This is a genomic window from Klebsiella sp. P1927 (assembly GCF_018204675.1).
Taxonomy (GTDB): domain Bacteria; phylum Pseudomonadota; class Gammaproteobacteria; order Enterobacterales; family Enterobacteriaceae; genus Klebsiella; species Klebsiella pneumoniae.
The window spans coordinates 828,887-853,345 of sequence record NZ_CP073377.1 but is presented as its reverse complement, the minus strand read 5'-3'; the positions used below and the strand labels follow the sequence as shown (position 1 = coordinate 853,345).

The 24,459-nt window shown below is 57.9% G+C and carries 25 protein-coding genes and 5 tRNA genes; 16 read left to right on the top strand and 14 right to left on the bottom strand.

Annotated features, from left to right (window positions below; all coding sequences use genetic code 11):
- Positions 1-506: 506 nt before the first annotated feature.
- Entirely contained in the window at positions 507-956 is a 450-nt protein-coding gene (gene alaE, locus KB892_RS04400) for an L-alanine exporter AlaE (RefSeq protein WP_002914289.1), read from the top strand.
- 85 nt (positions 957-1,041) lie between these two features.
- On the opposite strand, the gene KB892_RS04395 is transcribed toward alaE, so the two are convergent.
- Positions 1,042-1,404 carry a DUF2002 family protein gene (locus KB892_RS04395; RefSeq protein WP_002914291.1) on the bottom strand — a complete coding sequence of 121 codons (363 nt, stop codon included), beginning with the start codon at positions 1,402-1,404 and terminating at the stop codon, positions 1,042-1,044.
- Between the two features lie 149 nt (positions 1,405-1,553).
- Here KB892_RS04395 and KB892_RS04390 point away from each other — a divergent pair, with 149 nt between their 5' ends.
- Positions 1,554-1,901, top strand: coding sequence for an ElaB/YgaM/YqjD family protein (locus KB892_RS04390; RefSeq protein WP_002914293.1), 348 nt, complete (start codon positions 1,554-1,556; stop codon positions 1,899-1,901).
- Between the two features lie 143 nt (positions 1,902-2,044).
- On the opposite strand, the gene KB892_RS04385 is transcribed toward KB892_RS04390, so the two are convergent.
- Positions 2,045-3,397 (bottom strand): MocR-like pyridoxine biosynthesis transcription factor PdxR, encoded by a 1,353-nt coding sequence (locus tag KB892_RS04385; RefSeq protein ID WP_004149442.1) that lies wholly within the window; start codon positions 3,395-3,397, stop codon positions 2,045-2,047.
- 88 nt (positions 3,398-3,485) lie between these two features.
- On the opposite strand from KB892_RS04385, the gene KB892_RS04380 reads away from it, so the two are divergent.
- The 14 genes from KB892_RS04380 (at position 3,486) to leuA (ending at position 18,071) form a co-directional block, all read left to right on the top strand.
- Entirely contained in the window at positions 3,486-3,917 is a 432-nt protein-coding gene (locus KB892_RS04380) for a carboxymuconolactone decarboxylase family protein (RefSeq protein WP_004151037.1), read from the top strand.
- A 183-nt stretch (positions 3,918-4,100) separates the two neighbouring features.
- Positions 4,101-4,346, top strand: coding sequence for a glutaredoxin-like protein NrdH (gene nrdH / locus KB892_RS04375; RefSeq protein WP_002914320.1), 246 nt, complete (start codon positions 4,101-4,103; stop codon positions 4,344-4,346).
- The gene (gene nrdI / locus KB892_RS04370) at positions 4,343-4,753 is read left to right on the top strand and encodes a class Ib ribonucleoside-diphosphate reductase assembly flavoprotein NrdI (RefSeq protein WP_002914321.1); all 411 of its coding nucleotides are present in this window, start codon (positions 4,343-4,345) and stop codon (positions 4,751-4,753) included. The genes nrdH and nrdI overlap by 4 nt, the downstream gene beginning before the upstream one ends.
- Positions 4,726-6,867, top strand: coding sequence for a class 1b ribonucleoside-diphosphate reductase subunit alpha (gene nrdE, locus KB892_RS04365; protein WP_002914325.1), 2,142 nt, complete (start codon positions 4,726-4,728; stop codon positions 6,865-6,867). The genes nrdI and nrdE overlap by 28 nt, the downstream gene beginning before the upstream one ends.
- A 10-nt stretch (positions 6,868-6,877) precedes the next feature.
- On the top strand, positions 6,878-7,840 hold the full coding sequence (gene nrdF, locus KB892_RS04360; protein ID WP_002914327.1) for a class 1b ribonucleoside-diphosphate reductase subunit beta: 963 nt from the start codon (positions 6,878-6,880) through the stop codon (positions 7,838-7,840).
- A 356-nt stretch (positions 7,841-8,196) separates the two neighbouring features.
- Positions 8,197-9,399, top strand: coding sequence for a glycine betaine/L-proline ABC transporter ATP-binding protein ProV (proV, locus tag KB892_RS04355; RefSeq protein WP_002914328.1), 1,203 nt, complete (start codon positions 8,197-8,199; stop codon positions 9,397-9,399).
- The gene (gene proW, locus KB892_RS04350) at positions 9,392-10,459 is read left to right on the top strand and encodes a glycine betaine/L-proline ABC transporter permease ProW (RefSeq protein ID WP_004151038.1); all 1,068 of its coding nucleotides are present in this window, start codon (positions 9,392-9,394) and stop codon (positions 10,457-10,459) included. Before proV ends, proW begins: the two co-directional genes overlap by 8 nt.
- 78 nt (positions 10,460-10,537) lie before the next feature.
- Positions 10,538-11,536, top strand: coding sequence for a glycine betaine/L-proline ABC transporter substrate-binding protein ProX (gene proX, locus KB892_RS04345; protein WP_002914330.1), 999 nt, complete (start codon positions 10,538-10,540; stop codon positions 11,534-11,536).
- A 177-nt stretch (positions 11,537-11,713) separates the two neighbouring features.
- On the top strand, positions 11,714-12,460 hold the full coding sequence (locus tag KB892_RS04340) for an AzlC family ABC transporter permease (protein ID WP_002914333.1): 747 nt from the start codon (positions 11,714-11,716) through the stop codon (positions 12,458-12,460).
- On the top strand, positions 12,450-12,785 hold the full coding sequence (gene ygaH / locus KB892_RS04335) for an L-valine transporter subunit YgaH (RefSeq protein ID WP_002914335.1): 336 nt from the start codon (positions 12,450-12,452) through the stop codon (positions 12,783-12,785). The genes KB892_RS04340 and ygaH overlap by 11 nt, the downstream gene beginning before the upstream one ends.
- A gap of 90 nt (positions 12,786-12,875) precedes the next feature.
- Positions 12,876-13,406, top strand: coding sequence for a transcriptional repressor MprA (gene mprA / locus KB892_RS04330; protein WP_002914337.1), 531 nt, complete (start codon positions 12,876-12,878; stop codon positions 13,404-13,406).
- Positions 13,407-13,531: 125 nt separating this feature from the next.
- Entirely contained in the window at positions 13,532-14,704 is a 1,173-nt protein-coding gene (gene emrA / locus KB892_RS04325; protein WP_002914339.1) for a multidrug efflux MFS transporter periplasmic adaptor subunit EmrA, read from the top strand.
- A 15-nt stretch (positions 14,705-14,719) separates the two neighbouring features.
- Positions 14,720-16,258 carry a multidrug efflux MFS transporter permease subunit EmrB gene (gene emrB, locus KB892_RS04320; RefSeq protein ID WP_002914342.1) on the top strand — a complete coding sequence of 513 codons (1,539 nt, stop codon included), beginning with the start codon at positions 14,720-14,722 and terminating at the stop codon, positions 16,256-16,258.
- Positions 16,259-16,394: 136 nt separating this feature from the next.
- On the top strand, positions 16,395-18,071 hold the full coding sequence (leuA, locus tag KB892_RS04315) for a 2-isopropylmalate synthase (RefSeq protein ID WP_002914344.1): 1,677 nt from the start codon (positions 16,395-16,397) through the stop codon (positions 18,069-18,071).
- On the opposite strand, the gene KB892_RS04310 is transcribed toward leuA, so the two are convergent.
- The 12 genes from KB892_RS04310 to csrA all read right to left on the bottom strand — a co-directional run bounded on the left by KB892_RS04310 (position 18,050) and on the right by csrA (position 24,303).
- Positions 18,050-18,817: an AraC family transcriptional regulator gene (locus KB892_RS04310; protein ID WP_002914345.1), complete on the bottom strand. Its 768-nt coding sequence runs from the start codon at positions 18,815-18,817 to the stop codon at positions 18,050-18,052. The two genes, leuA and KB892_RS04310, sit on opposite strands and share 22 nt — an antisense overlap.
- A 52-nt stretch (positions 18,818-18,869) precedes the next feature.
- The gene (luxS, locus tag KB892_RS04305; RefSeq protein WP_002914351.1) at positions 18,870-19,385 is read right to left on the bottom strand and encodes an S-ribosylhomocysteine lyase; all 516 of its coding nucleotides are present in this window, start codon (positions 19,383-19,385) and stop codon (positions 18,870-18,872) included.
- A 156-nt stretch (positions 19,386-19,541) separates the two neighbouring features.
- Positions 19,542-21,098, bottom strand: coding sequence for a glutamate--cysteine ligase (gene gshA, locus KB892_RS04300; RefSeq protein ID WP_211778021.1), 1,557 nt, complete (start codon positions 21,096-21,098; stop codon positions 19,542-19,544).
- Positions 21,099-21,164: 66 nt separating this feature from the next.
- The gene (locus tag KB892_RS04295; protein WP_002914355.1) at positions 21,165-21,593 is read right to left on the bottom strand and encodes a YqaA family protein; all 429 of its coding nucleotides are present in this window, start codon (positions 21,591-21,593) and stop codon (positions 21,165-21,167) included.
- The gene (gene yqaB, locus KB892_RS04290) at positions 21,590-22,156 is read right to left on the bottom strand and encodes a fructose-1-phosphate/6-phosphogluconate phosphatase (RefSeq protein ID WP_002914357.1); all 567 of its coding nucleotides are present in this window, start codon (positions 22,154-22,156) and stop codon (positions 21,590-21,592) included. Before yqaB ends, KB892_RS04295 begins: the two co-directional genes overlap by 4 nt.
- 125 nt (positions 22,157-22,281) lie before the next feature.
- Positions 22,282-22,596 (bottom strand): BON domain-containing protein, encoded by a 315-nt coding sequence (locus KB892_RS04285; RefSeq protein WP_002914359.1) that lies wholly within the window; start codon positions 22,594-22,596, stop codon positions 22,282-22,284.
- A gap of 355 nt (positions 22,597-22,951) precedes the next feature.
- A tRNA-Arg gene (locus KB892_RS04280) sits at positions 22,952-23,028 on the bottom strand.
- Positions 23,029-23,256: 228 nt separating this feature from the next.
- Positions 23,257-23,333, bottom strand: a tRNA-Arg gene (locus tag KB892_RS04275).
- A gap of 61 nt (positions 23,334-23,394) precedes the next feature.
- A tRNA-Arg gene (locus KB892_RS04270) sits at positions 23,395-23,471 on the bottom strand.
- 150 nt (positions 23,472-23,621) lie between these two features.
- Positions 23,622-23,698: transfer RNA gene (locus KB892_RS04265), tRNA-Arg, on the bottom strand.
- Positions 23,699-23,702: 4 nt separating this feature from the next.
- Positions 23,703-23,795, bottom strand: a tRNA-Ser gene (locus KB892_RS04260).
- Positions 23,796-24,117: 322 nt separating this feature from the next.
- Entirely contained in the window at positions 24,118-24,303 is a 186-nt protein-coding gene (gene csrA / locus KB892_RS04255; protein ID WP_000906486.1) for a carbon storage regulator CsrA, read from the bottom strand.
- Positions 24,304-24,459 lie beyond the last annotated feature (156 nt).

Here is a 24,459-nt window from a genome sequence, read left to right as displayed (position 1 = left end):
GTTCTCGCCAGGAATATTAGCTTTATGGTCAGCGGGTTACCTGCTGTTCATACGTGGCCGCACTGATACATACCTTTGGCCACAGTGAATAGTTAATCAGAAAATGGGAATAAAACAACAATTCGCAATTCAGAATTTTTCACCATAAAAAAGCGACTTACGGCATAAAAAATCCTAAAAGAGAGCGGAATCACACACTCGCGTGATGTTGCGCCATGGTTGGCTATCAGGCGCCGTTCCCTCGGCCAGTCTCGATTTCGCAATCAAGAGTAACACATTGATAAATATTGATATTTGCAAAAACAGGAATAAAAGTAGCGTAACGAACAAAAAACAAACCAGCGCAGAGTATTTTATCGACAAAAAGGCGATAAATAAAAATTTATAGCTAGTTGCCACTTTTAATGCAGAGATATACTCTACGCACATCAAAACAGGCAGCCCAAAAACGCTATACCAACGCGCATTTTTCGGCGTTAATGACTTCATTTTCGAGGAGCACTCCGATGTTCTCTGCGCACTCCCGCTTGCGGCATGCGGTTGCAGACACCTTTGCGATGGTGGTTTACTGCACCGTCGTCAACATGATGATCGAAATTTTTCTCTCTGGTATGACGTTTGAGCAGTCGTTATCGTCGCGTCTGGTGGCGATCCCGGTCAACATTATTATTGCCGTACCCTATGGGATTTATCGCGATTTCGCCATGCGTCAGGCCCGGCGCATCAGCCCAGCCAGGTGGATGAAAAATATGGCCGACGTGCTGGCCTACGTCACCTTTCAGTCGCCGGTGTATGTCGCTATTCTGTGGAGCGTGGGTGCTGACTGGCACCAGATTGTCGCCGCGGTGAGCTCGAACCTGGCGGTATCGATGATGATGGGCGCCGCCTACGGCTACTTCCTCGACTATTGCCGCCGCCTGTTCCGCGTAGCGCCCTATCAGCAGGCGAAGGCCTGACCAACGCGTTAGCAGCGACTGGCTCTGCCAGTCGCCTCTTCCCGCCAGCCCGCCTCGCCTGGATCCTTAAATGCCTATCGCCGTATTAATTCGTCGACATTGCCGGCTGGGCTTCGCCAAATAGCCCATTCAGAAAACGCTCAAGCGCCATGCGTGAGCTAAATCCATGCGGAATACCATAATGTTGTTGCGCATCCCCGGCTAAATACAGCGGAAACTGTTCATAATGATCACAGGTTTTGATATCTGAAGCCGGTTCGGCCAGCATATTGCTGCGCTCTTTTAACGCCGGATGAATAACTAACGCTGTTCGCCCCATGCGCGCTTCGCGGTTCACATAAACATAATTATCGCCGCGGCGATAGCCGTACGCTTTTTGCGTCACAACATCCATGGTGAAGCCGGCTTTTTCAAGAACACGCGCCACCTCATCGGGTCTTAAATACATACTGATTCCTCGTTATCTTTTACCGCACATTGACCTTACCTTATTCATTAAGGACAGTGCTTTCGGAAAATTCCAGAAACCACAACAGTAAGCATAATTCAAAATCTTGTCCTACACTTACTCACTCGATGGAATTAAGGGAGATAACGATGGCTAACCATGTGAACCGCAACAATTTTGACGAGAACGCCGAAGATATTCATAACGATGTCAGCCAATTAGCGGATACGCTGGAAGAGGTGCTGAAATCATGGGGCAGTGACGCCAAAGAGGAAGCGGAAGCGGCGCGTGTCAAAGCGCAGTCGCTGTTAAAAGAGACTCGTGCCCGCCTTAATGGCCACAACCGGGTGCAGCAGGCGGCGCTGGATGCGCGCCAGGCAGCGTGCGATGCGCTGGGCTGTGCCGATACCTACGTGCGCAATAAACCGTGGCACAGTGTGGGCGCCGCCGCCGCCGTCGGGGTATTTATTGGCGTATTGCTCAATTTACGTCGATAATAGCTTAAGCGTCGGCTGCCGCCGCGCGATTGGCGCGCGGTAGCCCGCGAGCTTTACGGAAGGCAATGAAGATAACAAATACGCGTCAGCCCCTGCGCGCCTCTGGCCGCAGGGGTTTTTCTGCTTCCCCGACTTAAGCGCCATCAAATCGCAATCGCCTCTCTCAGCCGTCGGGCAAGTCCGTCAGCCATCGCCGGCGAACGTATATTGGTAAAACTCATCAATAATCCCCCCTCGCCCGCGTGGCGAATCCGCCAGTCGCTCAGCGCCTGCACCGCCAGCCCGGCCACAACCGCCCGCCGCGCGAGCAGCCGATCGTCGCCGCTGACCGACATAACCAGTTGTATTCCCCCCAGCTGCGGTGTGACCTGAAAGCCCTGCGCCTGCAGAGCCGACTCCAGCCACTGTCTACGCTGGCTATAGCTGGCGCGCATTTTCTTCAAATGACGCCAAAAATGTCCCTGCTGGATAAAATCCGCCAGCGTCTGCTGCCACAGGGTGGGAACGGTGCAGGATTGGCGCTCCGCGGTCTGGTGAAAACGCGCCACCAGCGGGGTCGGCACCACCAGCCAGGCGGTGCGCAGCGCCGGGAACATCGACTTACTGAAGGTGCCCGCGTAGATGACCCTCTGCGGCGCATCAAGGCTTTTCAGCGGCGGCAGCGGTTTGCCGTGATAGCGAAACTCGCTATCGTAATCGTCCTCAATGATCCACGCGTCGCGCTCCGCGGCCCACGCCAGCAGCTGGCGGCGTCGGGGAAGCGACAGCGCGACCCCCAGCGGACTCTGATGGGCTGGTGTGAGCAGGGCAAATCGCGCCTGCGGGTGATGACGCTGGCCCCAGCCGACGTCCATCCCTTCGTCGTCCACGGGAATCGCATCCACCGCCAGCTGCCCAGCCTCGACGACCGGCCGGATAAAGGGATACCCCGGATCTTCCATCCACATATGCTGTCCCGGCTGCGCCAGGGTACGCAGGATAAGGTTCATGGAGGCGGCATAGCTGCCGGTGATCAACACCTGATCCGGCTGACAGTCGATACTACGCGACAGGCGTAGATAATCGACGATAGCCTGGCGCAGAAGCGGATCGCCGCCGGGATCGCCGGGTGCAAGATCGAACCGCGACTGCGTCCGCAGCCGACGCCCCATCACCCGCGCCCACTGCCCGCGCGGAAAGAGATCCAGCGCCGGCAGCCCCATCTGAAACGGCAGCGGCTCCGTCGGCGCGGCCGGTTGCACTGGCGGTACCGGCGCCAGCTGGCGCGGGCTGAGCCGCTCGCTGACAAAGGTCCCCGCCTGCCCACGCCGCTCGAGCCATCCCTGGGCGACCAGCTCTCCCCAGGCGTTTTCGATGGTCGCCCGGGAGACGCCCTGCTCCTGAGCGTACACCCGGCTGGCGGGCAAACGGCTGCCCGGGGTCAGTTCGCCACGTTCAATCGCCGATTTCAACTGGCGGGCGATACGCTGATAAAGCGGGAGGTTAATTGCTTCCATTATGGTCTGCTTTTTTCATCAGAATATGGCTATCTTTTGCAGTCCATTATAGTGCTATTTTGGCTGCCGTCTTAGAGAGGAGAACACCATGAACCAATTACGTCAGCCATTCAGTGAACTGAGCCCGGAAGTCTATAAAGGGCTGGTACAGGCCAGCATCGCGCTGGAGAAAAGCGAGCTGGGCAACGCCCTGGTAGAGCTGGTTTATTTACGCGTCTCGCAGATCAACGGCTGCGCCTTCTGTCTTGAGAAACATAGCCAGGCGCTGCGCAAAGGCGGCATGGCGCAAAGCAAACTGGATGCCCTTGCGGGCTGGCGGGTAAGCGCCCACTTTACTCCGGCCGAACGCGCGGCGCTGGCTTGGGCCGAGTCGGTCACCGACATTGCCGCCAGCCATGCGGAAGATGAGGTTTACCAGCCGCTGCGCGAACATTTTACCCCGCGTCAGATAAGCGATCTGACCTTCGCCGTCAGTCTGATGAACGCCTTTAACCGCCTCGCCGTGGCCATGCGCCTGTAGTTCCGCACAGCCTCCCCCCTCCTCCGCCGATCTATCCCGGCGGGGGACTCGCTTGCCAAAAACGCTATATATTGAGTGGTTGAAGTTTTAAATAACTACATCTAGTATTTCCTTATCGAATGGCCCACTACGTTCGACGCTATGTTTAGCGCCGTGCTGTTATCTTAAAAGGAAATACGAATCATGCGCATTATTATTTACACTCGAAATGACTGCGTGCAGTGCCATGCCACCCGGCGAGCCATGGAGAGCCGGGGACTGGCCTTTGAAATGGTCAACGTCGACCAGCAGCCGGATGCCGCCGACACCCTGCGCGAGCAGGGATTTCGCCAGCTGCCGGTGGTGATCGCCGGTGAGCTGCGCTGGAGCGGCTTCCGCCCGGATATGATCAATCGCCTGCGCCCCTCCTTTACGGCGGCCAGCGCATGAGCCTCATCGTCTACTTCTCCAGCCGTTCGGAGAATACCCATCGCTTTGTGCAGCGCCTGGGGCTGCCGGCGGTGCGCATCCCGCTGAACGAGCGTGAACATCTGCGGGTAGACGAGCCCTATATTCTCATCGTTCCCAGCTATGGCGGCGGCGGCACCGCCGGCGCGGTACCGCGTCAGGCGATCCGCTTTTTAAACGACGTGCATAACCGCCAGCTGATCCGCGGAGTGATTGCCGCCGGCAATCGCAACTTTGGCGACGGCTGGGGGCGTGCCGGAGATGTCATCGCGCAAAAATGCGCCGTGCCCTATCTCTACCGCTTCGAGCTGATGGGAACCCCCGACGATATCAACACCGTGCGTAAAGGAGTCAGCGAATTTTGGCAACGACAACCGCAGAACGTATAACCGCCGCCGTGGATTTTCACGCCCTCAACGCGATGCTGAATTTGTACGACAGCGAGGGCCGCATCCCGTTTGAAAAAGATCGCCAGGCGGTTGAGGCCTTTATGGCGACCCAGGTTCAGCCCAACGCCCTCACCTTCCCCAGCCAGGAGGATAAGCTCAGCTGGCTCGTCAGCGAGGGCTATTACGATCCGCAGGTGCTGGCCGGCTATGACCGCGGGTTTGTGCTGGCGTTGTTCGCCCATGCCCGGCGCGCTCCGTTTCGCTTTCAGACCTTCCTCGGCGCCTGGAAGTTCTATACCAGCTATGCGCTGAAGACCTTTGACGGCAAGCACTACCTCGAGGATTTCGCCGAACGCAGCGTGATGGTGGCCCTGACGCTGGCCCGGGGCGATGAACAGCAGGCGCGGCAGCTGACGGAGGAGATACTCAGCGGCCGCTTTCAGCCCGCCACACCGACCTTCCTTAACGCTGGCAAACAGCAGCGCGGGGAGCTGATCTCCTGCTTCCTGCTGCGTATTGAGGATAATATGGAGTCCATCGGCCGGGCGGTGAACTCGGCGCTACAGCTGTCGAAGCGCGGCGGCGGGGTGGCCTTTTTACTCTCCAACCTGCGCGAGGCCGGGGCGCCGATCAAGCGCATCGAAAACCAGTCTTCTGGGGTGGTGCCGGTGATGAAGATGCTGGAGGACGCCTTCTCCTATGCCAATCAGCTCGGCGCCCGCCAGGGGGCGGGTGCGGTCTGGCTGCATGTTCACCATCCCGATATTTTACGCTTTCTTGATACCCGGCGTGAAAATGCCGATGAGAAAATCCGCATCAAAACCTTGTCGCTGGGGGTGGTGATCCCTGATATCACCTTCCAGCTGGCGAAAGAAGATGCGCAGATGGCCCTGTTCTCGCCTTATGACGTCGAACGGCTGTACGGCAAACCTTTCGCCGATTGCGCCATCGGCGACCTCTATCCGCAGCTGGTGGCCGACGAGCGGGTCCGCAAACGCTGGATCCGCGCCCGCGACCTGTTCCAGCGCCTGGCGGAGATCCAGTTTGAATCCGGCTACCCGTACATCATGTTTGAAGACACCGTGAACCGCGCCAGTCCGGTGGCCGGGCGGGTCACCATGAGCAATCTGTGTTCGGAGATCCTGCAGGTCAGTACGCCGTCCGCCTATAATGAAGACCTCAGCTATGCGCATATCGGGGAAGATATCTCCTGCAACCTCGGCTCGCTGAACATCGCCCATACCATGGACTCGCCGGATTTCGGCCGCACAATCGCCACCGCGGTGCGCGCCCTGACCGCCGTGTCCGACATGAGCGACATTCAGTCGGTTCCCTCGGTGGCGGCCGGCAACGCGGCCTCCCACGCCATCGGCCTGGGGCAGATGAATCTGCACGGTTACCTGGCGCGGGAAGGCATTGCCTACGGCAGCCCGGAGGGGCTGGACTTCACCAATATCTACTTCTACACCGTGACCTGGCACGCGCTGCACACCTCGATGCAGCTGGCCCGCGAGCGCGGCCAGCGCTTCGCCGGCTTCGAGCAGTCGCGCTACGCCAGCGGGGCGTACTTCGACAAATATCTGCAGGAGGAGTGGCAGCCGAAAACCGAACGGGTGCGCACGCTGTTCGCCCGCGCCGGCATCTCTCTGCCCGACCGGGAAAGCTGGCGCCAGCTGCGCGACGATGTCATGCGCTATGGCATCTACAATCGCTATCTGCAGGCGGTGCCGCCCACCGGCTCGATCTCGTACATCAACCATGCCACCTCCAGCATTCACCCGATCGTCTCGAAGATTGAGATCCGCAAAGAGGGGAAAACCGGGCGGGTGTACTACCCCGCGCCATTTATGAATAACGACAATCTGGCCCTCTACCAGGATGCGTATGAGATAGGGCCGGAGAAGATCATTGACACTTACGCCGAGGCGACGCGCCACGTCGACCAGGGGCTGTCGCTGACCCTGTTCTTCCCCGATACCGCCACCACCCGCGATATCAACAAGGCGCAAATTTACGCCTGGAAGAAAGGCATCAAGACGCTCTACTACATCCGTCTGCGCCAGCTGGCGCTGGAAGGCACTGAAATTGAAGGCTGCGTGTCCTGCGCGCTGTAAGGAGAACAGGATGACCCATTTAACGCGCGTCAGCGCAATCAACTGGAACCGCATTGATGACGATAAAGATCTTGAGGTCTGGAACCGTCTCACCAGCAACTTCTGGCTGCCGGAGAAAGTGCCGCTGTCGAACGACATTCCCGCCTGGCAAACCCTCAGCGCGGCGGAGCAGCAGTTGACCATTCGCGTCTTTACCGGATTGACCCTGCTTGACACCATTCAGAACACCGTCGGCGCCCCGGCGCTAATGGCGGACGCCTTAACCCCGCATGAGGAGGCGGTGCTGTCGAACATCAGCTTTATGGAGGCGGTTCATGCCCGCTCTTACAGCTCCATCTTTTCCACGCTGTGCCACAGCAAGGAGGTGGATGCCGCCTTCGCCTGGAGCGAAAGCTGCGATCCCCTGCAGCGCAAGGCGCAGCTGATGCTGGGTTACTATCAGGCCGACGAGCCGCTGAAGAAAAAAATCGCCAGCGTGTTCCTCGAATCCTTTCTCTTCTACTCCGGCTTCTGGCTGCCGATGTACTTCTCCAGCCGGGGAAAGCTGACCAACACTGCGGATCTGATCCGCCTGATCATTCGCGATGAAGCGGTGCATGGCTATTACATCGGCTACAAGTACCAGAAAGGACTGGAGATCGTCAGCCCCGGCAAGCGCGAAGAATTGAAAAATTTCGCCCTCGATCTGCTGATGGATCTTTACGACAACGAACTGGCCTACAGCCGGGAGCTGTACGGCGAGAGCGGCTGGTTCGACGACGTCAGCGCTTTCCTGTGCTACAACGCCAACAAAGCGCTGATGAACCTCGGCTACGAGGCGCTGTTCCCGGCGGAGATGGCGGCGGTCAATCCGGCAATCCTCGCAGCGCTGTCGCCCAACGCCGACGAAAACCATGACTTTTTCTCCGGTTCCGGCTCCTCCTACGTGATAGGAAAAATGGAAGAGACCGCCGACGACGATTGGGACTTTTAACCGTACTTTCACCAGGAATATCGCAGGCGGATTCCTGGTGATTAATTTCACAAAATAGCGTTTAATCCACCAAATATTCTCTCCATGACCTAACCGTCATCACTTCGTCATATTTAGCAGAAAACCGGTCCATTTCAGTCGAATTATCCAAAGATAATCAAAAAATATTACCAACAACAAATTACCGCCCAGCCCTTATATCACGGGGGCTTAGCCACAGTTGTCCCCATCTGATTTTGCCGAGAGTTTGCCATTGAGGGTTGTCACAGAATCTGAGTATGTTAGGGTGTAAAAAGATCATAATCACCATCGGGTATCATATCGCAATAAACAAATAACAGGAACTTCTCTATTGCATGGCAATTAAATTAGAAATCAAAAATCTTTATAAGATATTTGGCGAGCATCCACACCGTGCTTTCAAATATATTGAGAAAGGACTCAACAAAGCGCAAATACTGGAAAAAACGGGGCTGTCGCTTGGCGTCAAAGACGCCAGTCTGGCCATTGAAGAAGGCGAGATATTCGTCATCATGGGGCTCTCCGGCTCGGGGAAATCCACCATGGTTCGCCTTCTCAATCGCCTGATTGAACCCACCCGCGGCCAGGTGCTGATTGACGGGGTCGATATCGCCAAAATGTCGGATGCCGAGCTGCGCGAGGTGCGTCGCAAGAAAATTGCGATGGTTTTTCAGTCCTTTGCGCTGATGCCGCACATGAGCGTGCTCGACAACACGGCGTTTGGCATGGCGCTTGCCGGCGTTCCCGCCGCCGAACGAGAGCAAAAAGCCCGGGAGGCGCTGCGTCAGGTGGGGCTGGAGAATTATGCCCACGCCTGGCCGGATGAACTCTCCGGCGGCATGCGCCAGCGCGTCGGTTTAGCTCGCGCCCTGGCGATTAATCCCGATATTCTGTTAATGGATGAAGCCTTCTCTGCGCTCGATCCGCTCATTCGTACCGAAATGCAGGATGAGCTCATCAAATTACAGGCGAAGCATCAACGCACTATCGTCTTTATTTCCCATGACCTTGATGAAGCCATGCGAATTGGCGATCGTATCGCCATTATGCAAAATGGCGAAGTGGTCCAGGTCGGCACTCCGGATGAAATATTAAATAATCCGGCCAATGATTATGTGCGCACCTTCTTCCGCGGCGTGGATATTAGCCAGGTATTCAGCGCGAAAGATATTGCCCGCCGCAGCCCGGTTGGCCTGATTCGTAAAACGCCTGGTTTTGGCCCCCGTTCGGCGCTGAAATTATTACAGGATGAAGACCGGGAATATGGCTATGTCATAGAGCGCGGTAATCGCTTTGTCGGGATTGTCTCGATTGATTCTCTGAAAACAGCCCTCAGCGCCGGGCAGGGGATCGAGGCGGCGCTGATTGACGCCCCGCTGGCGGTGGAAGCGCAAACCCCGCTCAGCGATCTGCTCTCCCACGTCGGCCACGCTCCGTGCGCCGTGCCGGTAGTGGATGAAGAACAACAATATATTGGCATCATTTCCAAACGGATGTTGCTCCAGGCTTTAGATCGCGAGGGGGTGAATCATGGCTGATCAGACCAATCCATGGGGCAGCGCCCCGTCAACCGACAGCGCCGCGCAGGCTGCCGACGCCTGGGGTGGTGCCTCTACTGCCGCGCCGGCTAATGGCGGCGGCGCCGACTGGCTGCACAGCGCCCCGGCGCCGCAGCCGGAACAGTTCAATATCATGGATCCGTTCCATAAGACCCTGATCCCGCTCGACAGCTGGGTGACCCACGCCATCGACTGGATCGTGCTGCACTTCCGTCCGCTGTTCCAGGGGATCCGCGTGCCGATCGACTACATCCTCAGCGCCTTCCAGCAGCTGCTGTTGGGGATACCGGCGCCGGTGGCGATTATCGTCTTCGCGCTAATCGCCTGGCAGATCTCCAGCCTCGGCATGGGGGTCGCCACTCTGGTATCGCTGATTGCCATCGGCGCCATCGGCGCGTGGTCGCAAGCCATGGTCACTCTGGCGCTGGTCCTCACCGCCCTGCTGTTCTGCATGGTTATCGGCTTGCCGCTGGGGATCTGGCTAGCGCGCAGCCCGCGGGCGGCGAAAATCATCCGCCCGCTGTTGGATGCCATGCAGACCACGCCGGCGTTCGTCTATCTGGTGCCGATCGTGATGCTGTTCGGCATCGGCAACGTACCGGGCGTGGTGGTGACGATTATCTTCGCCCTGCCGCCGATCGTCCGTCTGACCATCCTCGGGATAAACCAGGTGCCTGCGGATCTGATCGAAGCGTCGCGCTCATTTGGCGCCAGCCCGCGCCAGCTGCTGTTTAAGGTGCAGCTGCCGCTGGCCATGCCCACCATTATGGCCGGGGTTAACCAGACCCTGATGCTGGCCCTGTCGATGGTAGTGATCGCCTCGATGATCGCCGTCGGCGGCCTCGGCCAGATGGTGCTGCGCGGTATCGGTCGCCTGGATATGGGCCTGGCGACCGTCGGCGGGGTGGGGATCGTGATCCTGGCGATTATTCTTGACCGCCTCACCCAGGCCGTCGGTCGCGACGCCCGCAGTCGCGGCAACCGCCGCTGGTACACCACCGGCCCGCTGGGGCTTATCACTCGCCCTTTCTGTCGATAAGTCGATAACAGCGCCGCTCCCCGACACCAGCCGATGCCCGGGAGCGGCCCTTCCCGTTAAACAATAAGAGGAACCACCATGCGACATAGTACGATGTTGGCCACCGCCGCCTTTGCCACCCTGCTCGCCACCAGCGCCTTCGCCGCCGACCTGCCGGGTAAAGGGATTACGGTGAAGCCCGCTCAGAGCACTATCTCCGAAGAGAGCTTCCAGACCCTGCTGGTCAGTCGCGCGCTGGAGAAGCTGGGCTACACCGTCGAGAAACCCAGCGAAGTGGACTATAACGTTGCCTATACGTCGATTGCCGCCGGAGATACCACCTTTATCGCCACCAACTGGCAACCGCTGCACGATGACATGTACGCCGCGGCGGGCGGTGATAACAAATTCTATCGCAAAGGAGTGTACGTCTCAGGCGCTGCCCAGGGCTATTTGATCGACAAAAAAACCGCTGAGCAGTACCACATCACCTCCATCGATCAGCTCAAAGATCCGCAGATCGCCAAACTGTTTGATACCAACAATGACGGTAAAGCGGATCTCACCGGCTGTACCCCAGGATGGGGCTGCGAAGCAGTGATTAACCATCAGATTGACGCCTATGGCCTGAGCAAAACCGTCACCCATAACCAGGGCAACTACGCGGCGATGATGGCCGACACCATTGCCCGGTATAAAGAAGGTAAACCGGTGCTCTACTATACCTGGACGCCGTACTGGGTTAGCGACGTGCTGAAGCCTGGCAAGGACGTCGTCTGGCTGCAGGTGCCGTTCTCCTCCCTGCCGGGCGAGCAGAAAAACATCGACACCAAACTGGCCAACGGCGCCAACTATGGCTTCCCGGTGAACACCATGCACATCGTCGCTAACAAAGCCTGGGCGGAGAAAAATCCGGCCGCCGCCACTCTGTTTAGCGTCATGAAGCTGCCGATCGCCGACATCAACGCCGAGAATGCGATGATGCACGAAGGCCATGCTTCCGAAGCCGACATTAACGGCCACGTTGATGGCTGGATCAAAGCCCACCAGCCGCTGTTCGACAGCTGGGTGAAAACCGCCCTCGCCGCGCAGCAGTAAACCCGCTCACGGATAAGGCCCAGCGCCTTATCCGGCCCCCTTGCCCCTTTCTCCTGGCCAGGTCATAGAAAAGCGATTCCAGGAATTTCCATAGTGTTAAGGCGCATCGCGCTCTGTTAAGGTGGAGACATCGGTCAAATTGCCACCTTCACATGGATCCAGCGATAAGTTATTCATATGGAAAACCCCGCGCCCTTAACCTGTGCCTTACCTGAACGCGTCGCCACCGTCGGCGAAGGCGTCAAAGACAGTCTCCCCATCGTCATCAGCTACCTTCCGGTGGCATTCGCCTTCGGACTCAATGCCACCCGGCTGGGCTTCACCCCGCTGGAAAGCCTGTTCTTCTCCTGCATTATTTACGCCGGCGCCAGCCAGTTTGTGATCACCGCCATGTTGGCCGCCGGCAGTTCGCTGTGGGTCGCCGCCCTGACGGTGATGGCGATGGATGTCCGCCACGTGCTGTATGGCCCCTCATTGCGCAGCCGCATTCGCTCAGCGCTGGATAAAAAGAAAACCGCCCTCTGGGCCTTCGGCCTGACCGATGAGGTTTTCGCCGCCGCTACCGCCAGGCTGGTTCGCGATAACCGCCGCTGGAGCGAAAACTGGATGCTTGGTCTCGCTTTTACCTCGTGGGCATCGTGGGTGTGCGGCACGCTGGCCGGCGCCTGGTCCGGCAACGGCCTGCTGGTGGATTATCCAGCGGTGGAAGCCGCCCTCGGCTTTATGCTGCCGGCGCTGTTTATGAGCTTCCTGCTGGCCTCTTTCCAGCGTCAGCAGTCACTCTGCGTCACGGCGGCGCTGGCGGGCGCGCTGGGCGGCATTCTGTTATTTTCCATTCCGGCGGCGATCCTCGCCGGAATTGTCTGCGGGTGTCTGACGGCGCTGCTTCAGGCCATGCTCAAGGGGATGCCGGATGAACAGTGAAGTCCTTCTGCTCGGGGTGATAGTCGGCGGCGTCAACTATCTCTTTCGCTATCTTCCTCTGCGTTTGCGCGTCGGCCACGCCCGTCCTGCCCGCCGCGGCCCGGTCAGCGTGCTGCTGGATACCATTGGCATCGCCTCGATTTGCGCGCTGTTGGTGGTCTCCAGCGTGCCGGAGATCCTCGCCGATGCCCATCGCCTGGCGCCGACGCTGACCGGCTTCCTGGTGCTGGGGGCCGCCTTCTGGAAAACCCGCAGCATCATTGTCCCGACCCTGCTGTCGGCGTTTGCCTATGGTCTGGCATGGAAAATCACCAACGGGCTCTAAGCTTTACGTATCAATTTTGGTCAATAATTCATTTGATTTATTTGTCACAATAGTTATTATATCGGCTGTAATTAATGAGGTCATACCCAAATGGATAGTTCGTTTACTCCCATTGAGCAAATGCTCAAGTTCCGCGCCAGCCGCCATGAAGATTTCCCGTTTCAGGAGATCCTGTTAACTCGTCTTTGCATGCATATGCAAGGTAAGCTGCTGGAAAATCGCAATAAAATGCTCAAAGCGCAGGGAATTAACGAGACATTATTTATGGCGCTGATTACGCTGGAGTCACAGGAAAACCACAGCATCCAGCCGTCCGAGCTGAGCTGTGCGCTGGGCTCGTCACGTACCAACGCCACCCGTATCGCTGATGAACTGGAAAAACGCGGCTGGATTGAGCGCCGCGAGAGCGATAACGATCGTCGCTGTTTGCATCTGCAACTGACCGAAAAGGGCCATCAGTTTTTGCGTGAAGTCCTGCCGCCGCAGCATAACTGCCTGCATCAGCTGTGGTCTTCACTTAGCACCAGCGAAAAAGATCAGCTCGAACACATCACCCGCAAACTCCTGAGCCGCCTTGATCAGATGGAAGAAGAAGGCGTGCTAGCGGACTCTCTACGCTAAGGGCGGCGTCGCTCAGCCCATTTTTACGTTGCAAGGAAAACAGCCAGGCCAGCAGATCTCTGCTGGCCTTTCTGATAAACAGGTCGGCTCAGCCGATGTGAAATAATAAGATCGTGGAGAATAACATGAGTGCAAATGCGGAGAGCCAAACCCCGCAGCAACCAGGCAGCAAAAAAGGAAAGCGTAAAGGCGCCCTTCTGTTGCTGACATTGCTCTTCATTATTATTGCCGTGGCATATGGGATTTACTGGTTTCTGGTACTGCGTCACTACGAAGAGACCGACGATGCCTACGTGGCAGGGAATCAGGTACAAATTATGGCTCAGGTCGCGGGCAGCGTGACCAAAGTCTGGGCTGACAACACGGACTACGTGCAGAAAGGCGATCCGCTGGTCACTCTCGATCGGACCGATGCCCAACAGGCGTTTGAAAAGGCTAAGACCCAACTGGCCGCCAGCGTCCGTCAGACCCGCCAGCAGATGATCAACAGCAAGCAGCTGCAGGCAAATATCGACGTCAAAAAAACCGCCCTCGCCCAGGCGCAGGCTGACCTGAACCGCCGCATCCCGCTGGGCGCCGCGAACCTCATTGGCCGCGAAGAGCTGCAGCACGCCCGCGATACCGTCGCCAGCGCACAGGCCGAACTCGACGTGGCAATCCAGCAGTACAACGCCAACCAGGCGATCGTGCTGGGCACCAGGCTGGAACAGCAGCCGGCGGTGCTCCAGGCGGCCACTGAAGTGCGTAACGCCTGGCTGGCCCTGCAGCGTACGCAGATCGTCAGCCCGATTAGCGGCTACGTTTCCCGTCGCTCGGTACAGCCTGGCGCGCAGATCGGCACCACCACGCCGCTGATGGCGGTGGTCCCGGCGACCAACCTGTGGATCGATGCTAACTTTAAAGAGACTCAGCTGGCGCATATGCGTATCGGCCAGCCGGCCACCGTGATCAGCGATATCTATGGCGATGACGTGAAATACACCGGTAAAGTGGTCGGTCTGGATATGGGCACCGGCAGCGCCTTCTCTCTGCTGCCGGCGCAGAATGCTACCGGCAACTGGATCAAAGTGGTACAGCGTCTGCCGGTTCGTATCGAGCTGGATGAAAAACAACTAGCGGAACACCCGCTGCGCATCGGCCTCTCGACGCTGGTGGAAGTCAACACCACCGATCGCGATGGTGAAATGCTGGCCAGCCAGGTGCGGAGCTCCCCGGTTTACGAGAGCAATGCCCGTGAAATCGCTCTCGATCCGGTTAATAAGCTGATAGACGAGATCATTCAGGCCAACGCCGGATAATTCGGGGTGAGTGTAATGCAACAGCAAAAACCGCTGGAAGGCGCGCAGCTGGTCATTATGACCATTGCGCTGTCGCTCGCGACGTTCATGCAGGTGCTGGATTCCACTATCGCCAACGTGGCGATCCCGACCATTGCCGGCAACCTTGGCTCGTCGCTGAGCCAGGGGACCTGGGTCATCACCTCGTTCGGGGTCGCTAACGCCATCTCCATCCCGATCACCGGCTGGCTGGCCAAGCGCGTCGGCGAGGTGAAGCTGTTCCTGTGGTCAACCACCGCTTTCGCCATTGCCTCCTGGGCCTGCGGCGTCTCCAACAGCCTGACGATGCTGATTTTCTTCCGCGTCATTCAGGGGATCGTCGCCGGACCGCTGATCCCGCTGTCGCAAAGTCTGCTGCTCAGCAACTATCCCCCGGCGAAGCGCTCTATCGCTCTGGCGCTGTGGTCAATGACGGTGATTGTCGCGCCCATCTGCGGTCCGATCCTCGGCGGCTATATCAGCGATAACTATCACTGGGGCTGGATCTTCTTTATCAACGTGCCCATTGGCGTGGCGGTGGTGCTGATGACCCTGCAGACCCTGCGCAACCGGGAAACCAAAACCGAACAGCGGCGGATCGACGGTGTCGGTCTGGCGCTGCTGATCATCGGTATCGGTAGCCTGCAGGTGATGCTGGACCGGGGTAAAGAGCTGGACTGGTTCTCCTCCAATGAGATTATCATTCTGACCATCGTGGCGGTGGTGGCGATAAGCTTCCTGATCGTCTGGGAGCTAACCGACGATAACCCGATTGTCGATCTGTCGCTATTTAAGTCGCGCAACTTCACCATCGGCTGCCTCTGTATCAGTCTGGCCTATATGCTCTACTTCGGCGCCATCGTACTGCTGCCGCAGCTGTTGCAGGAGGTCTACGGCTACACCGCGACCTGGGCCGGCCTGGCGTCGGCGCCGGTGGGGGTGATCCCGGTCATTCTGTCGCCGATTATCGGCCGCTTCGCGCATAAGCTCGACATGCGGCGGCTGGTCACCTTCAGCTTTATTATGTACGCGGTCTGCTTCTACTGGCGCGCCTGGACCTTCGAACCGGGGATGGACTTTGGCGCCTCGGCGTGGCCACAGTTTATCCAGGGCTTCGCGGTGGCCTGCTTCTTCATGCCGTTGACCACCATCACCCTCTCCGGCCTGCCGCCGGAGCGGCTGGCGGCGGCGTCGAGCCTGTCGAACTTCACCCGTACCCTTGCCGGCTCCATCGGGACCTCGATCACCACCACCCTGTGGACCAACCGCGAGGCGCTGCATCATGCACAGCTCACCGAATCGGTGACCCCCTTTAACCCCAACGCGCAGCAGATATACGATCAGCTGCAGGGCATGGGAATGACGCAGCAGCAGGCGTCCGGCTGGATAGCGCAGCAGATAACCAACCAGGGGCTGATTATCTCCGCCAACGAAATCTTCTGGATTTCTGCGGCTATTTTCATCCTGCTGTTGGGGCTGGTGTGGTTCGCCAGACCACCGTTCAGCGCCGGCGGAGGCGGCGGCGGCGCGCACTAAGCCTCACATAAAGGGACCTCCGGGTCCCTTTTTTACGGCGTCAGGTTGTCCAGTTCTCGCTAGTTTCTGTCTCGTTTGCGAAAGCCCGTCACCCTGCGCTCGGGCAGGATAAAGGCTGACCATTAAGGAGAACACTATGCTGAGCCATCCTGCTGAAAAGTACCGTCCCTATCCGCCGATCGCCCTGCCTGACCGCCGCTGGCCAGACCGGCAAATCAGTCACGCCCCGCGCTGGCTCTCGACTGACCTGCGCGACGGCAACCAGGCGCTGGCGGAGCCCATGGACAGCGCCCGCAAACTGCAGTTCTGGGATCTGCTGCTGGAGTGCGGCTTTAAAGAGATTGAAGTCGCCTTCCCTTCCGCCTCACAAACCGATTTCAACTTTGTCCGCCAGCTGATTGACGAACAGCGCATCCCGGAGGATGTCACCATCCAGGTGCTGACCCAGGCGCGAGACCCGCTGATCCTGCGCACCTTTGAGGCGCTGCGCGGCGCCCGCCGGGCTACCGTCCACCTCTACAATGCCACCGCGCCGCTGTTCCGCGAGCTGGTTTTCGGCATGGACAAGGCCGAGGTGATCGCCCTCGCGACCCGCGCCACCCGGCTTATCCGTCAGCAGTGCGAACAGCAGCCGGAGACCCGCTGGCAATATGAATATTCGCCTGAAACCTTCTGCTTCACCGAGCCCGAGTTTGCGCTTGAGATTTGCGAAGCGGTGGCGGATGTCTGGCAGCCCTGCGCCGAGCGACCGATGATCGTCAATCTGCCGGCGACGGTGGAAGTCAACACCCCCAACGTCTATGCCGATCAGATCGAGTATTTTTGCCGCCACTTCTCCCGCCGCAGCGAGGTCTGCATCAGCGTGCACCCGCATAACGATCGCGGCACCGGCGTCGCCAGCGCCGAGCTGGCGGTGATGGCCGGCGCCGATCGGGTAGAAGGCTGCCTGTTTGGCAACGGCGAACGCACCGGCAACGTCTGTCTGGTGACTTTGGCGATGAACCTCTACAGCCAGGGCATCGACCCTGAGCTTCGCTTCGAGCAGATGAACCGGGTGGTGGAGGTGGTGGAAAACTGCAACCAGATCCCCGTTCACCCGCGCCACCCGTGGGCGGGAAGTCTGGCTTACACCGCCTTCTCCGGCTCCCATCAGGATGCGATCAAAAAAGGGTTTGATGCCCGTCAGCCTGGCGATCCGTGGCAGATGCCCTACCTGCCCATTGACCCGCAGGATATAGGCTGCAGCTATGAGGCGGTGATCCGCGTCAACAGCCAGTCGGGGAAGAGCGGCAGCGCCTGGCTTATCGAACAAAATCATGGTCTGAAACTGCCCCGCGGGCTGCAGCAGGACTTCAGCCAGCACGTTCAGCAGGCCACCGATAGCGACGGCAAAGAGATGACCCACCATGCGCTGTGGCAGCTGTTCCGCACGCGCTACGGGCTGCAGGCGCAGCCGGCGCTGACGCTGCTCGATTATCAGAGCGCCAGCCAGCAGGATGGCCAGCTTTCCCTGCAGGCAACGCTGCGTCACCACGGCGAAACCCGACGCCTGCAGGGCCAGGGCAACGGCCTGCTCTCCGCCGCAGCCAGCGGGCTCAGCGCGCTGTTTCGGCAGCCGTTTATGATCAAGGACTATCATGAGCATACGCTCGGCGCGCGCAGCGACAGCCGGTCGGTGGCCTATATCCGCTGCGTTTTTCCGCAAGGAGAAAGCTACTGGGGCGTGGGTATCGATAATGACGTGGCGCGCGCCTCGCTGCAGGCGCTGTGCAATGCGCTCAGCGCCGCCGATCAGGCCGGGGGACGAAAATAGTCGCTGGGGGCGACGCCCATCACCCGACGAAACATGGCGCTGAAGGCGCTGTGGCTACCGTAGCCCAGCTCCAGCGCCACCCGCAGCACGGAGTAGCCCTGCGCCAGGCGCACCAGCGCTTCCATTAGCTTCGCCCGGCGCACCCACTCGCTCCACGTCAGGCTAGTCTGCTGCTGAAAATGGCGGTTTAGGGTTCGCTCGCTCATGCTGCACGCCTTCGCCGCCTGGCCGCTGCTCCAGGCCTCGCCCGGCGCCTCGCGTACCTGCTGGCACAGCCGACGCAGCGTTTCGCTTTGCGGCTCCGGCAGGCCAAACGGCAGGATCGCCATCCCGCGGATCTCATCGAGGATCAGTTCATAAATTCTTTCGTCGCGGCTGGCGGGGGCATAGCGTTCCGCCAGCGCCAGGGATGACACGATCAGTTCCCGCAGCAGCGGCGTGATCTGTACGATCTGGCAGCCCGCCGGAAGATCGGCGCGCGCCAGCGGATCGATAAACAGGGTGCGCGCCGCCACGTTGCCGGTCATGCGCAGCGCGTGCGGCGTTCCCGCCGGCAGCCAGACGCCGCGCCCGGGCGGCACCACCCAGTAGCCTACCGGCGTCGCGACTCGCACCACGCCGCTTAGTATATGCAGCAGCTGGGCGCAGTCATGCTGATGCCAGTCTTCCTGGTCACCGTGGGCATAATCATGGGCAAAGGGCACCAGTGGGCGGTGCTGAAAGGAGAAGGAAAGCGTCGTCGTCATCGCGGCGTCAGAAGAGCGGCCCGGCGACAGGCGTCGGGCCGTGGCGGAAGCACTAGATGTGCAGTTCCTGCAGTTTTTCTTTCGGCAACGCCAGTTCGTCGTTGCTGTTGATGCGCACATCGCGCTCAATGATATGACGAGCGATGTCCTGGGCCTCTTCCAGCGAGTGCATGGTGTAAGTCCCGCACTGGTAGACGTTGAGCTCCGGGATCTGGTTCTGATCTTTCACCTTCAGCACATCGGCCATCGCCGCTTTCCAGGCGTCAGCGACGCGCTGCTCGTCCGGCGTACCAATCAGGCTCATATAGAAGCCGGTGCGGCAGCCCATTGGCGAAATGTCGATAATTTCCACGCCATTCCCGTTCAGATGATCGCGCATAAAGCCCGCGAACAGATGCTCCAGGGTGTGGATACCGCGTTCCGGCATCACTTCCTGGTTCGGTACGCAGAAGCGCAGATCGAAAACGGTGATTTCATCGCCATGCGGCGTGTTCATTTTCTTCGCGACACGCACCGCTGGGGCTTCCATTCGGGTATGGTCGACTGTGAAACTATCTAACAACGGCATTCGTCACCTCCGGGAGTGAATTTTTTTAAAATAAAATGAACTCTTTGTTCAGCCGCGAGTCTCAGTATATGAAAGACGCGCATTTATTATCATCATCATCCCTGAATCAGAGATGAAAGTTTGGCCACAGTGATGTGGCCTTTTTCTTTTCCAGCGCTACGCGTGCCGCGCCAGCAGCGCCTCAAACGGCTCGCTGTCTTCAGCTTCCACTTTCTTCTGTCGCGCCACCGACGCGTCGCGCTCGGCGATAAAATCGTCTTCGCTCAGGATCTCCAGCGGCTCTTCGCGCAGCTGCGTCCGGTAACGATCGGCAAGCGCACGGCCGGTACCGCCAATGCCTTCTTCAATCATAGAACGCAGAATGCGGGCTGAGAAGGTTAATTCCGGATCGTCCAAGCAGGCCAGCAGCTCGTCGCAGACCTGCTGATATGCCTGGCCACCGTGGATACTGTCCAGGGTCTGCGCCACGCGGCGTAAATCGCGGAACAGATCTTTGCCCACCTGAGCCAGCGGGAACTGCGCGCTTTCGCAGCCAATCCCCAGCGTTAAGCCCGGCTTACGCCCTTCCAGAATAACCCGATTCCAGTTGGTGCGGGTGCACAGCAGCTCATCGCTGCTCATCTCCGGCGCGTCGGCCAGCGCGCACCAGACCATAAACAGGTCGAGGAAACGCACCTGCTGGGCGTCAACGCCGATCGGCGAGAACGGATTGATATCCAGCGAACGCACTTCGATATACTCAATACCACCGCGCAACAGCGCATCGGACGGGGTTTCGCCCCGACGGGTGACGCGTTTCGGGCGGATCGGCGCATAAAGTTCATTTTCAATCTGCAGAATGTTGCTGTTGATCTGCAGATACTTGCCGTCTTTCTGCAGCCCGATTTTGGCGTACTCTTCCGACGGCGTTTTAATCGCCCGCTTCAATCCTGCCACATACTCGTGCAGATCGTTAAACGTAATTCCGAGATTGCTTTGCGACTTATTGGTATAACCAAGGTCGCTGAGGCGCAGCGAGGTGGCATACGGCAGGTAATACATGCCGTTGCCCGTTTCCTCAAAGGGCAGCGTTGTCGGTTTGCCTTGCAGGAATGAGGAGCAAATCGCCGGCGAGGCGCCAAACAGATAGGGGATCACCCAGCCAAAGCGATAGTAGTTACGAATTGAGCGGAAATAGCCCGCCGAAATGGCCTCTTTACCACTCTCGGCATCTTCCACACCACATTTTGCCTGCCAGAAGGCCATCGGTAGGGAGAAGTTATAGTGCACGCCGGAGATAGTCTGCATCAGCGCGCCATAGCGGTTCTTCAGCCCCTCGCGATATAGCGTTTTCAGGCGCCCCACGTTAGAGGTGCCGTACTGCGCCAGCTCAATATCCTGACCGGGGGCGATATAGCATGGCATGCTCAGCGGCCACATCCGCTCGTCGCCAAGCTGACGCGCGGTATAGCGATGGACATCGCGCATAAAGGTCAGCATATGCTCAATATCGCCATCTACTGGCGTAATGAACTCAAGTAAAGCTTCGGCAAAATCGGTGGTAATCCATTTATGCGTTAGCGCTGAGCCTAACGCCGGAGGGTGACCGGTCGTTGCAAGGGTGCCGTCTGCGTTCACGCGCAGCGTTTCCCGCTCCAGACCACGTTGAATACCCTGCAGAGCCTGCGGATGTTTTTCCAGCCAGGCCAGCGCCTGTGATACGTCCGGGATCAATTTGACCTCCCGCCTGTCGAAATCGTTTGAATAAGCATAATTGTAATGGATGAACTGTCAGTCCAATTAGTGCCACCACGTCATGCCCTGAAGCGTCGCTGCCGCAATAGCGATATAGCGCAGCGCCTTACCAAGGCATAAGAAAAAGAGTACCGGTCCCCAGGAAATGCGCATCCATCCCGCCAGCAAACACAGTAAATCGCCGACAACCGGCGCCCAGCTCAGTAAGAGCGTGACCGCGCCGTAGCGCTTAAGCCAGCCGGCCGCCCGCTCCTGCCAGCGCGAGGTTTTGCGCAGCGGAAACAAGCGCCCCAGAATAACGTTAGTTACCCCTCCAAGGCTATTGCCGATTGTTGCTATTAATACTAACCACCACGGATGACTGACCCCCGCAAGTAGCATAGCCACCAGCACAACCTCCGAATTGCCGGGGAGCAGCGTGGCGCTTAAAAAGCTACTGGCAAACAGCGAGGTGAGTGACAGCGCGTCGCTCACAGCAAACGCACGTCAACTGCGTCCATTCCCGCGCGCTTCGCCGCCTGCAGACCAAAGTCGGCATCTTCGAAGACGACGCATTTTTCCGGCGCGACGCCCATGCGCTCGGCGCACAGCAGGAAGGTATCGGGCGCGGGTTTATGGTTGACCACATGATCGGCCGCCACCACCGCGGAGAAGTAATGACGCAGCCCCAGGTGCGCCAGCAGCGCTTCGGCGACGGAGCTCTCGCTGCCGGTTCCCACCGACATCGGGCGACGGCCGTGCCATGCCTTAACCACCTCAATCAGCGGCAACGGGCGTACGCTGTCCAGCAGCATCGCTTTGACGGCCTGGGTTTTTTCCTGCGCCAGGCGATGTGGATCGAGATCGGCCTGGTTGAGTTCGATAATCGCCTGGGCGATTCGCCAGGTTGGTGAGCCATTGAGCGCGACCATCGCCTGTTCGTCGAAACGCATACCGTAGCGGCCCAACACCTCGTTCCATGCCTGCCGATGGGTCGGCTCGGTATCGAGAATGGTGCCATCCATATCAAAGATCAGTCCTGCGTAACCTTCGTACATTGTCTTCTCACCAACCGGTTTGGGAATGATTACTGTAACGCAAAAGCCCGCCGTTGTCGCGGCCAGCGGCGCAGACGACAAAGGCGCCCTCAGGCGCCCCCAAAAATTAGGCCGGATAACCAGCCTTATTTAATACGCAGATCGTTCTCGACCATTCGCACGCCCTGCACTCGGCGTGTGACTTCTACGGCTCGTTTAGCGCTCTCCGCGGAGGAGACAAATCCGCTCAGCTGGACGCGGCCTTTAAAGGTCTGGACGCTAATTTCTGAGGACTTAATGTCTTTATCGTTAAAGAGCGCCGTTTTCACCTTGGTGGTCACCACGGTATCGTCAATATAGCCGCCCGTACTCTCCTTTGTAGCCGATCCCGCACAGCCAGCGAGGGCCGTCGTTACCAGCAGCGTCGCGCAAAAAGCAGGTATTGCTTTGAACCATTTCATGGATTTCTCTCCTTGCATTTATCTCAGCCTGATAACGCTGATATACAAGGATAAATTATAGTGGAAAGCGCGTCTTGCCAATAAAAAAGTCAGGATGAAGCCAGTGATGGAAAACGAGGTAATCGGGATGGTGAGAGAAGAGTGAAGATTATGCATTCAGAACGGGTGCTGCGATAATTTCGCAGCCTACGCAACAACATCGTCGTTGTTACTGAGGAGAATATGGTGCATCCGGGAGGATGACTCGGCTACGCCTCGCCCTTTGGGCCGTTGCTTACGCAACGTTATCCCCCCTGGTGCTGGCGATGATTTCGCAGACCATAAAACAACATCGTCGCTGTTACTAAGGAGAATATGGTGCATCCGGGAGGATTCGAACCTCCGACCGCTCGGTTCGTAGCCGAGTACTCTATCCAGCTGAGCTACGGATGCATCGGGAAAGCTATTTTACTGCGGGGTTACTCTCCTGGCACTTACGATGGTTTCGCAAACCAGATAACAACAATGTTGCTGTTACTAAGGAGAATATGGTGCATCCGGGAGGATTACTCGGCTGCGCCTCGCCCTAAGGGCCGTTGCTTACGCAACGTTATCCTCCCTGGTGCTGGCGATAATTTCGCAGACCATAAAACAACATCGTCGCTGTTATCAAGGAGAATATGGTGCATCCGGGAGGATTCGAACCTCCGACCGCTCGGTTCGTAGCCGAGTACTCTATCCAGCTGAGCTACGGATGCATCGGGATTACTGCTGTAATTCTGATATCAAATTTCGCGATTTGCCATTCTTATTAAAGAATGGTGCATCCGGGAGGATTCGAACCTCCGACCGCTCGGTTCGTAGCCGAGTACTCTATCCAGCTGAGCTACGGATGCATCGGGAAACTTGCTTTACTACGCGTCAGTGTCACAACTAACACATGCCACACTGAGTATGATGGCCTAATCGGTAGAGTGACTCGATTATGCCTCGCACTGCGGGCCGCTGCTTTCACAGCGCTCTTCTCTCTTAATTCAGAAAGAAGATGGTGCATCCGGGAGGATTCGAACCTCCGACCGCTCGGTTCGTAGCCGAGTACTCTATCCAGCTGAGCTACGGATGCAAAATGGCGGTGAGGCGGGGATTCGAACCCCGGATGCAGCTTTTGACCGCATACTCCCTTAGCAGGGGAGCGCCTTCAGCCTCTCGGCCACCTCACCACACACGCCTCTTTCGAGTGCTTCGAAGAACTTGTTTCTGCTCTTCGTCGCTGCGATGGCGCACATATTACTTTCTGGTACTTATAAGTCAAACACTTTTTCGAGACCTTTTTTCGTTTGCACACTTCGCACGCAATTCGCATGCAAAAACGGCAAAAAGGGCAATTTATCAACAGGAAATCAGCCCTGACGCTGGCATAACGCCAAACGACCAAAGCGGCAAAGGGTAATGAAAAGCGGTATGGCGCAGGGGGAAAAAACAGAAAAAGGGAAAAAGCGGCGGTAAGTGATGCGCCTCACTGCACAGCGAGGCGCGGAAACCTTAGTAACTGGACTGCTGGGATTTTTCAGCCTGAATACGCTGGTAGATCTCTTCACGGTGAACAGACACTTCTTTAGGGGCGTTTACGCCAATACGAACCTGGTTACCCTTCACCCCTAAAACTGTCACAGTGACCTCATCTCCAATCATGAGGGTCTCACCAACTCGACGAGTCAGAATCAGCATTCTTTGCTCCTTGAAAGATTAAAAGAGTCGGGTCTCTCGTATCCCGGCATTATCCATCATATAACGCCAAAAAGTAAGCGATGACAAATACCTTAGGGTATAAGCAGTCATGGCATCACATTCTGTTAAACCTAAGTTTAGCCGATATACACAATT

Bases quoted from the DNA above. Each gene is read 5' to 3' on its own strand.
- alaE (WP_002914289.1), top strand. From the start codon at position 507: ATGTTCTCTGCGCACTCCCGCTTGCGGCATGCGGTTGCAGACACCTTT.
- KB892_RS04310 (WP_002914345.1), bottom strand. From the start codon at position 18,817: ATGACGACGACGCTTTCCTTCTCCTTTCAGCACCGCCCACTGGTGCCC.
- proX (WP_002914330.1), top strand. From the start codon at position 10,538: ATGCGACATAGTACGATGTTGGCCACCGCCGCCTTTGCCACCCTGCTC.
- KB892_RS04285 (WP_002914359.1), bottom strand. From the start codon at position 22,596: ATGAAATGGTTCAAAGCAATACCTGCTTTTTGCGCGACGCTGCTGGTA.
- KB892_RS04395 (WP_002914291.1), bottom strand. From the start codon at position 1,404: ATGTATTTAAGACCCGATGAGGTGGCGCGTGTTCTTGAAAAAGCCGGC.
- KB892_RS04380 (WP_004151037.1), top strand. From the start codon at position 3,486: ATGAACCAATTACGTCAGCCATTCAGTGAACTGAGCCCGGAAGTCTAT.
- mprA (WP_002914337.1), top strand. From the start codon at position 12,876: ATGGATAGTTCGTTTACTCCCATTGAGCAAATGCTCAAGTTCCGCGCC.
- emrB (WP_002914342.1), top strand. From the start codon at position 14,720: ATGCAACAGCAAAAACCGCTGGAAGGCGCGCAGCTGGTCATTATGACC.
- proV (WP_002914328.1), top strand. From the start codon at position 8,197: ATGGCAATTAAATTAGAAATCAAAAATCTTTATAAGATATTTGGCGAG.
- KB892_RS04390 (WP_002914293.1), top strand. From the start codon at position 1,554: ATGGCTAACCATGTGAACCGCAACAATTTTGACGAGAACGCCGAAGAT.
- leuA (WP_002914344.1), top strand. From the start codon at position 16,395: ATGCTGAGCCATCCTGCTGAAAAGTACCGTCCCTATCCGCCGATCGCC.
- yqaB (WP_002914357.1), bottom strand. From the start codon at position 22,156: ATGTACGAAGGTTACGCAGGACTGATCTTTGATATGGATGGCACCATT.
- nrdH (WP_002914320.1), top strand. From the start codon at position 4,101: ATGCGCATTATTATTTACACTCGAAATGACTGCGTGCAGTGCCATGCC.
- emrA (WP_002914339.1), top strand. From the start codon at position 13,532: ATGAGTGCAAATGCGGAGAGCCAAACCCCGCAGCAACCAGGCAGCAAA.
- luxS (WP_002914351.1), bottom strand. From the start codon at position 19,385: ATGCCGTTGTTAGATAGTTTCACAGTCGACCATACCCGAATGGAAGCC.
- KB892_RS04385 (WP_004149442.1), bottom strand. From the start codon at position 3,397: ATGGAAGCAATTAACCTCCCGCTTTATCAGCGTATCGCCCGCCAGTTG.
- nrdF (WP_002914327.1), top strand. From the start codon at position 6,878: ATGACCCATTTAACGCGCGTCAGCGCAATCAACTGGAACCGCATTGAT.
- ygaH (WP_002914335.1), top strand. From the start codon at position 12,450: ATGAACAGTGAAGTCCTTCTGCTCGGGGTGATAGTCGGCGGCGTCAAC.
- nrdI (WP_002914321.1), top strand. From the start codon at position 4,343: ATGAGCCTCATCGTCTACTTCTCCAGCCGTTCGGAGAATACCCATCGC.
- proW (WP_004151038.1), top strand. From the start codon at position 9,392: ATGGCTGATCAGACCAATCCATGGGGCAGCGCCCCGTCAACCGACAGC.
- csrA (WP_000906486.1), bottom strand. From the start codon at position 24,303: ATGCTGATTCTGACTCGTCGAGTTGGTGAGACCCTCATGATTGGAGAT.
- KB892_RS04340 (WP_002914333.1), top strand. From the start codon at position 11,714: ATGGAAAACCCCGCGCCCTTAACCTGTGCCTTACCTGAACGCGTCGCC.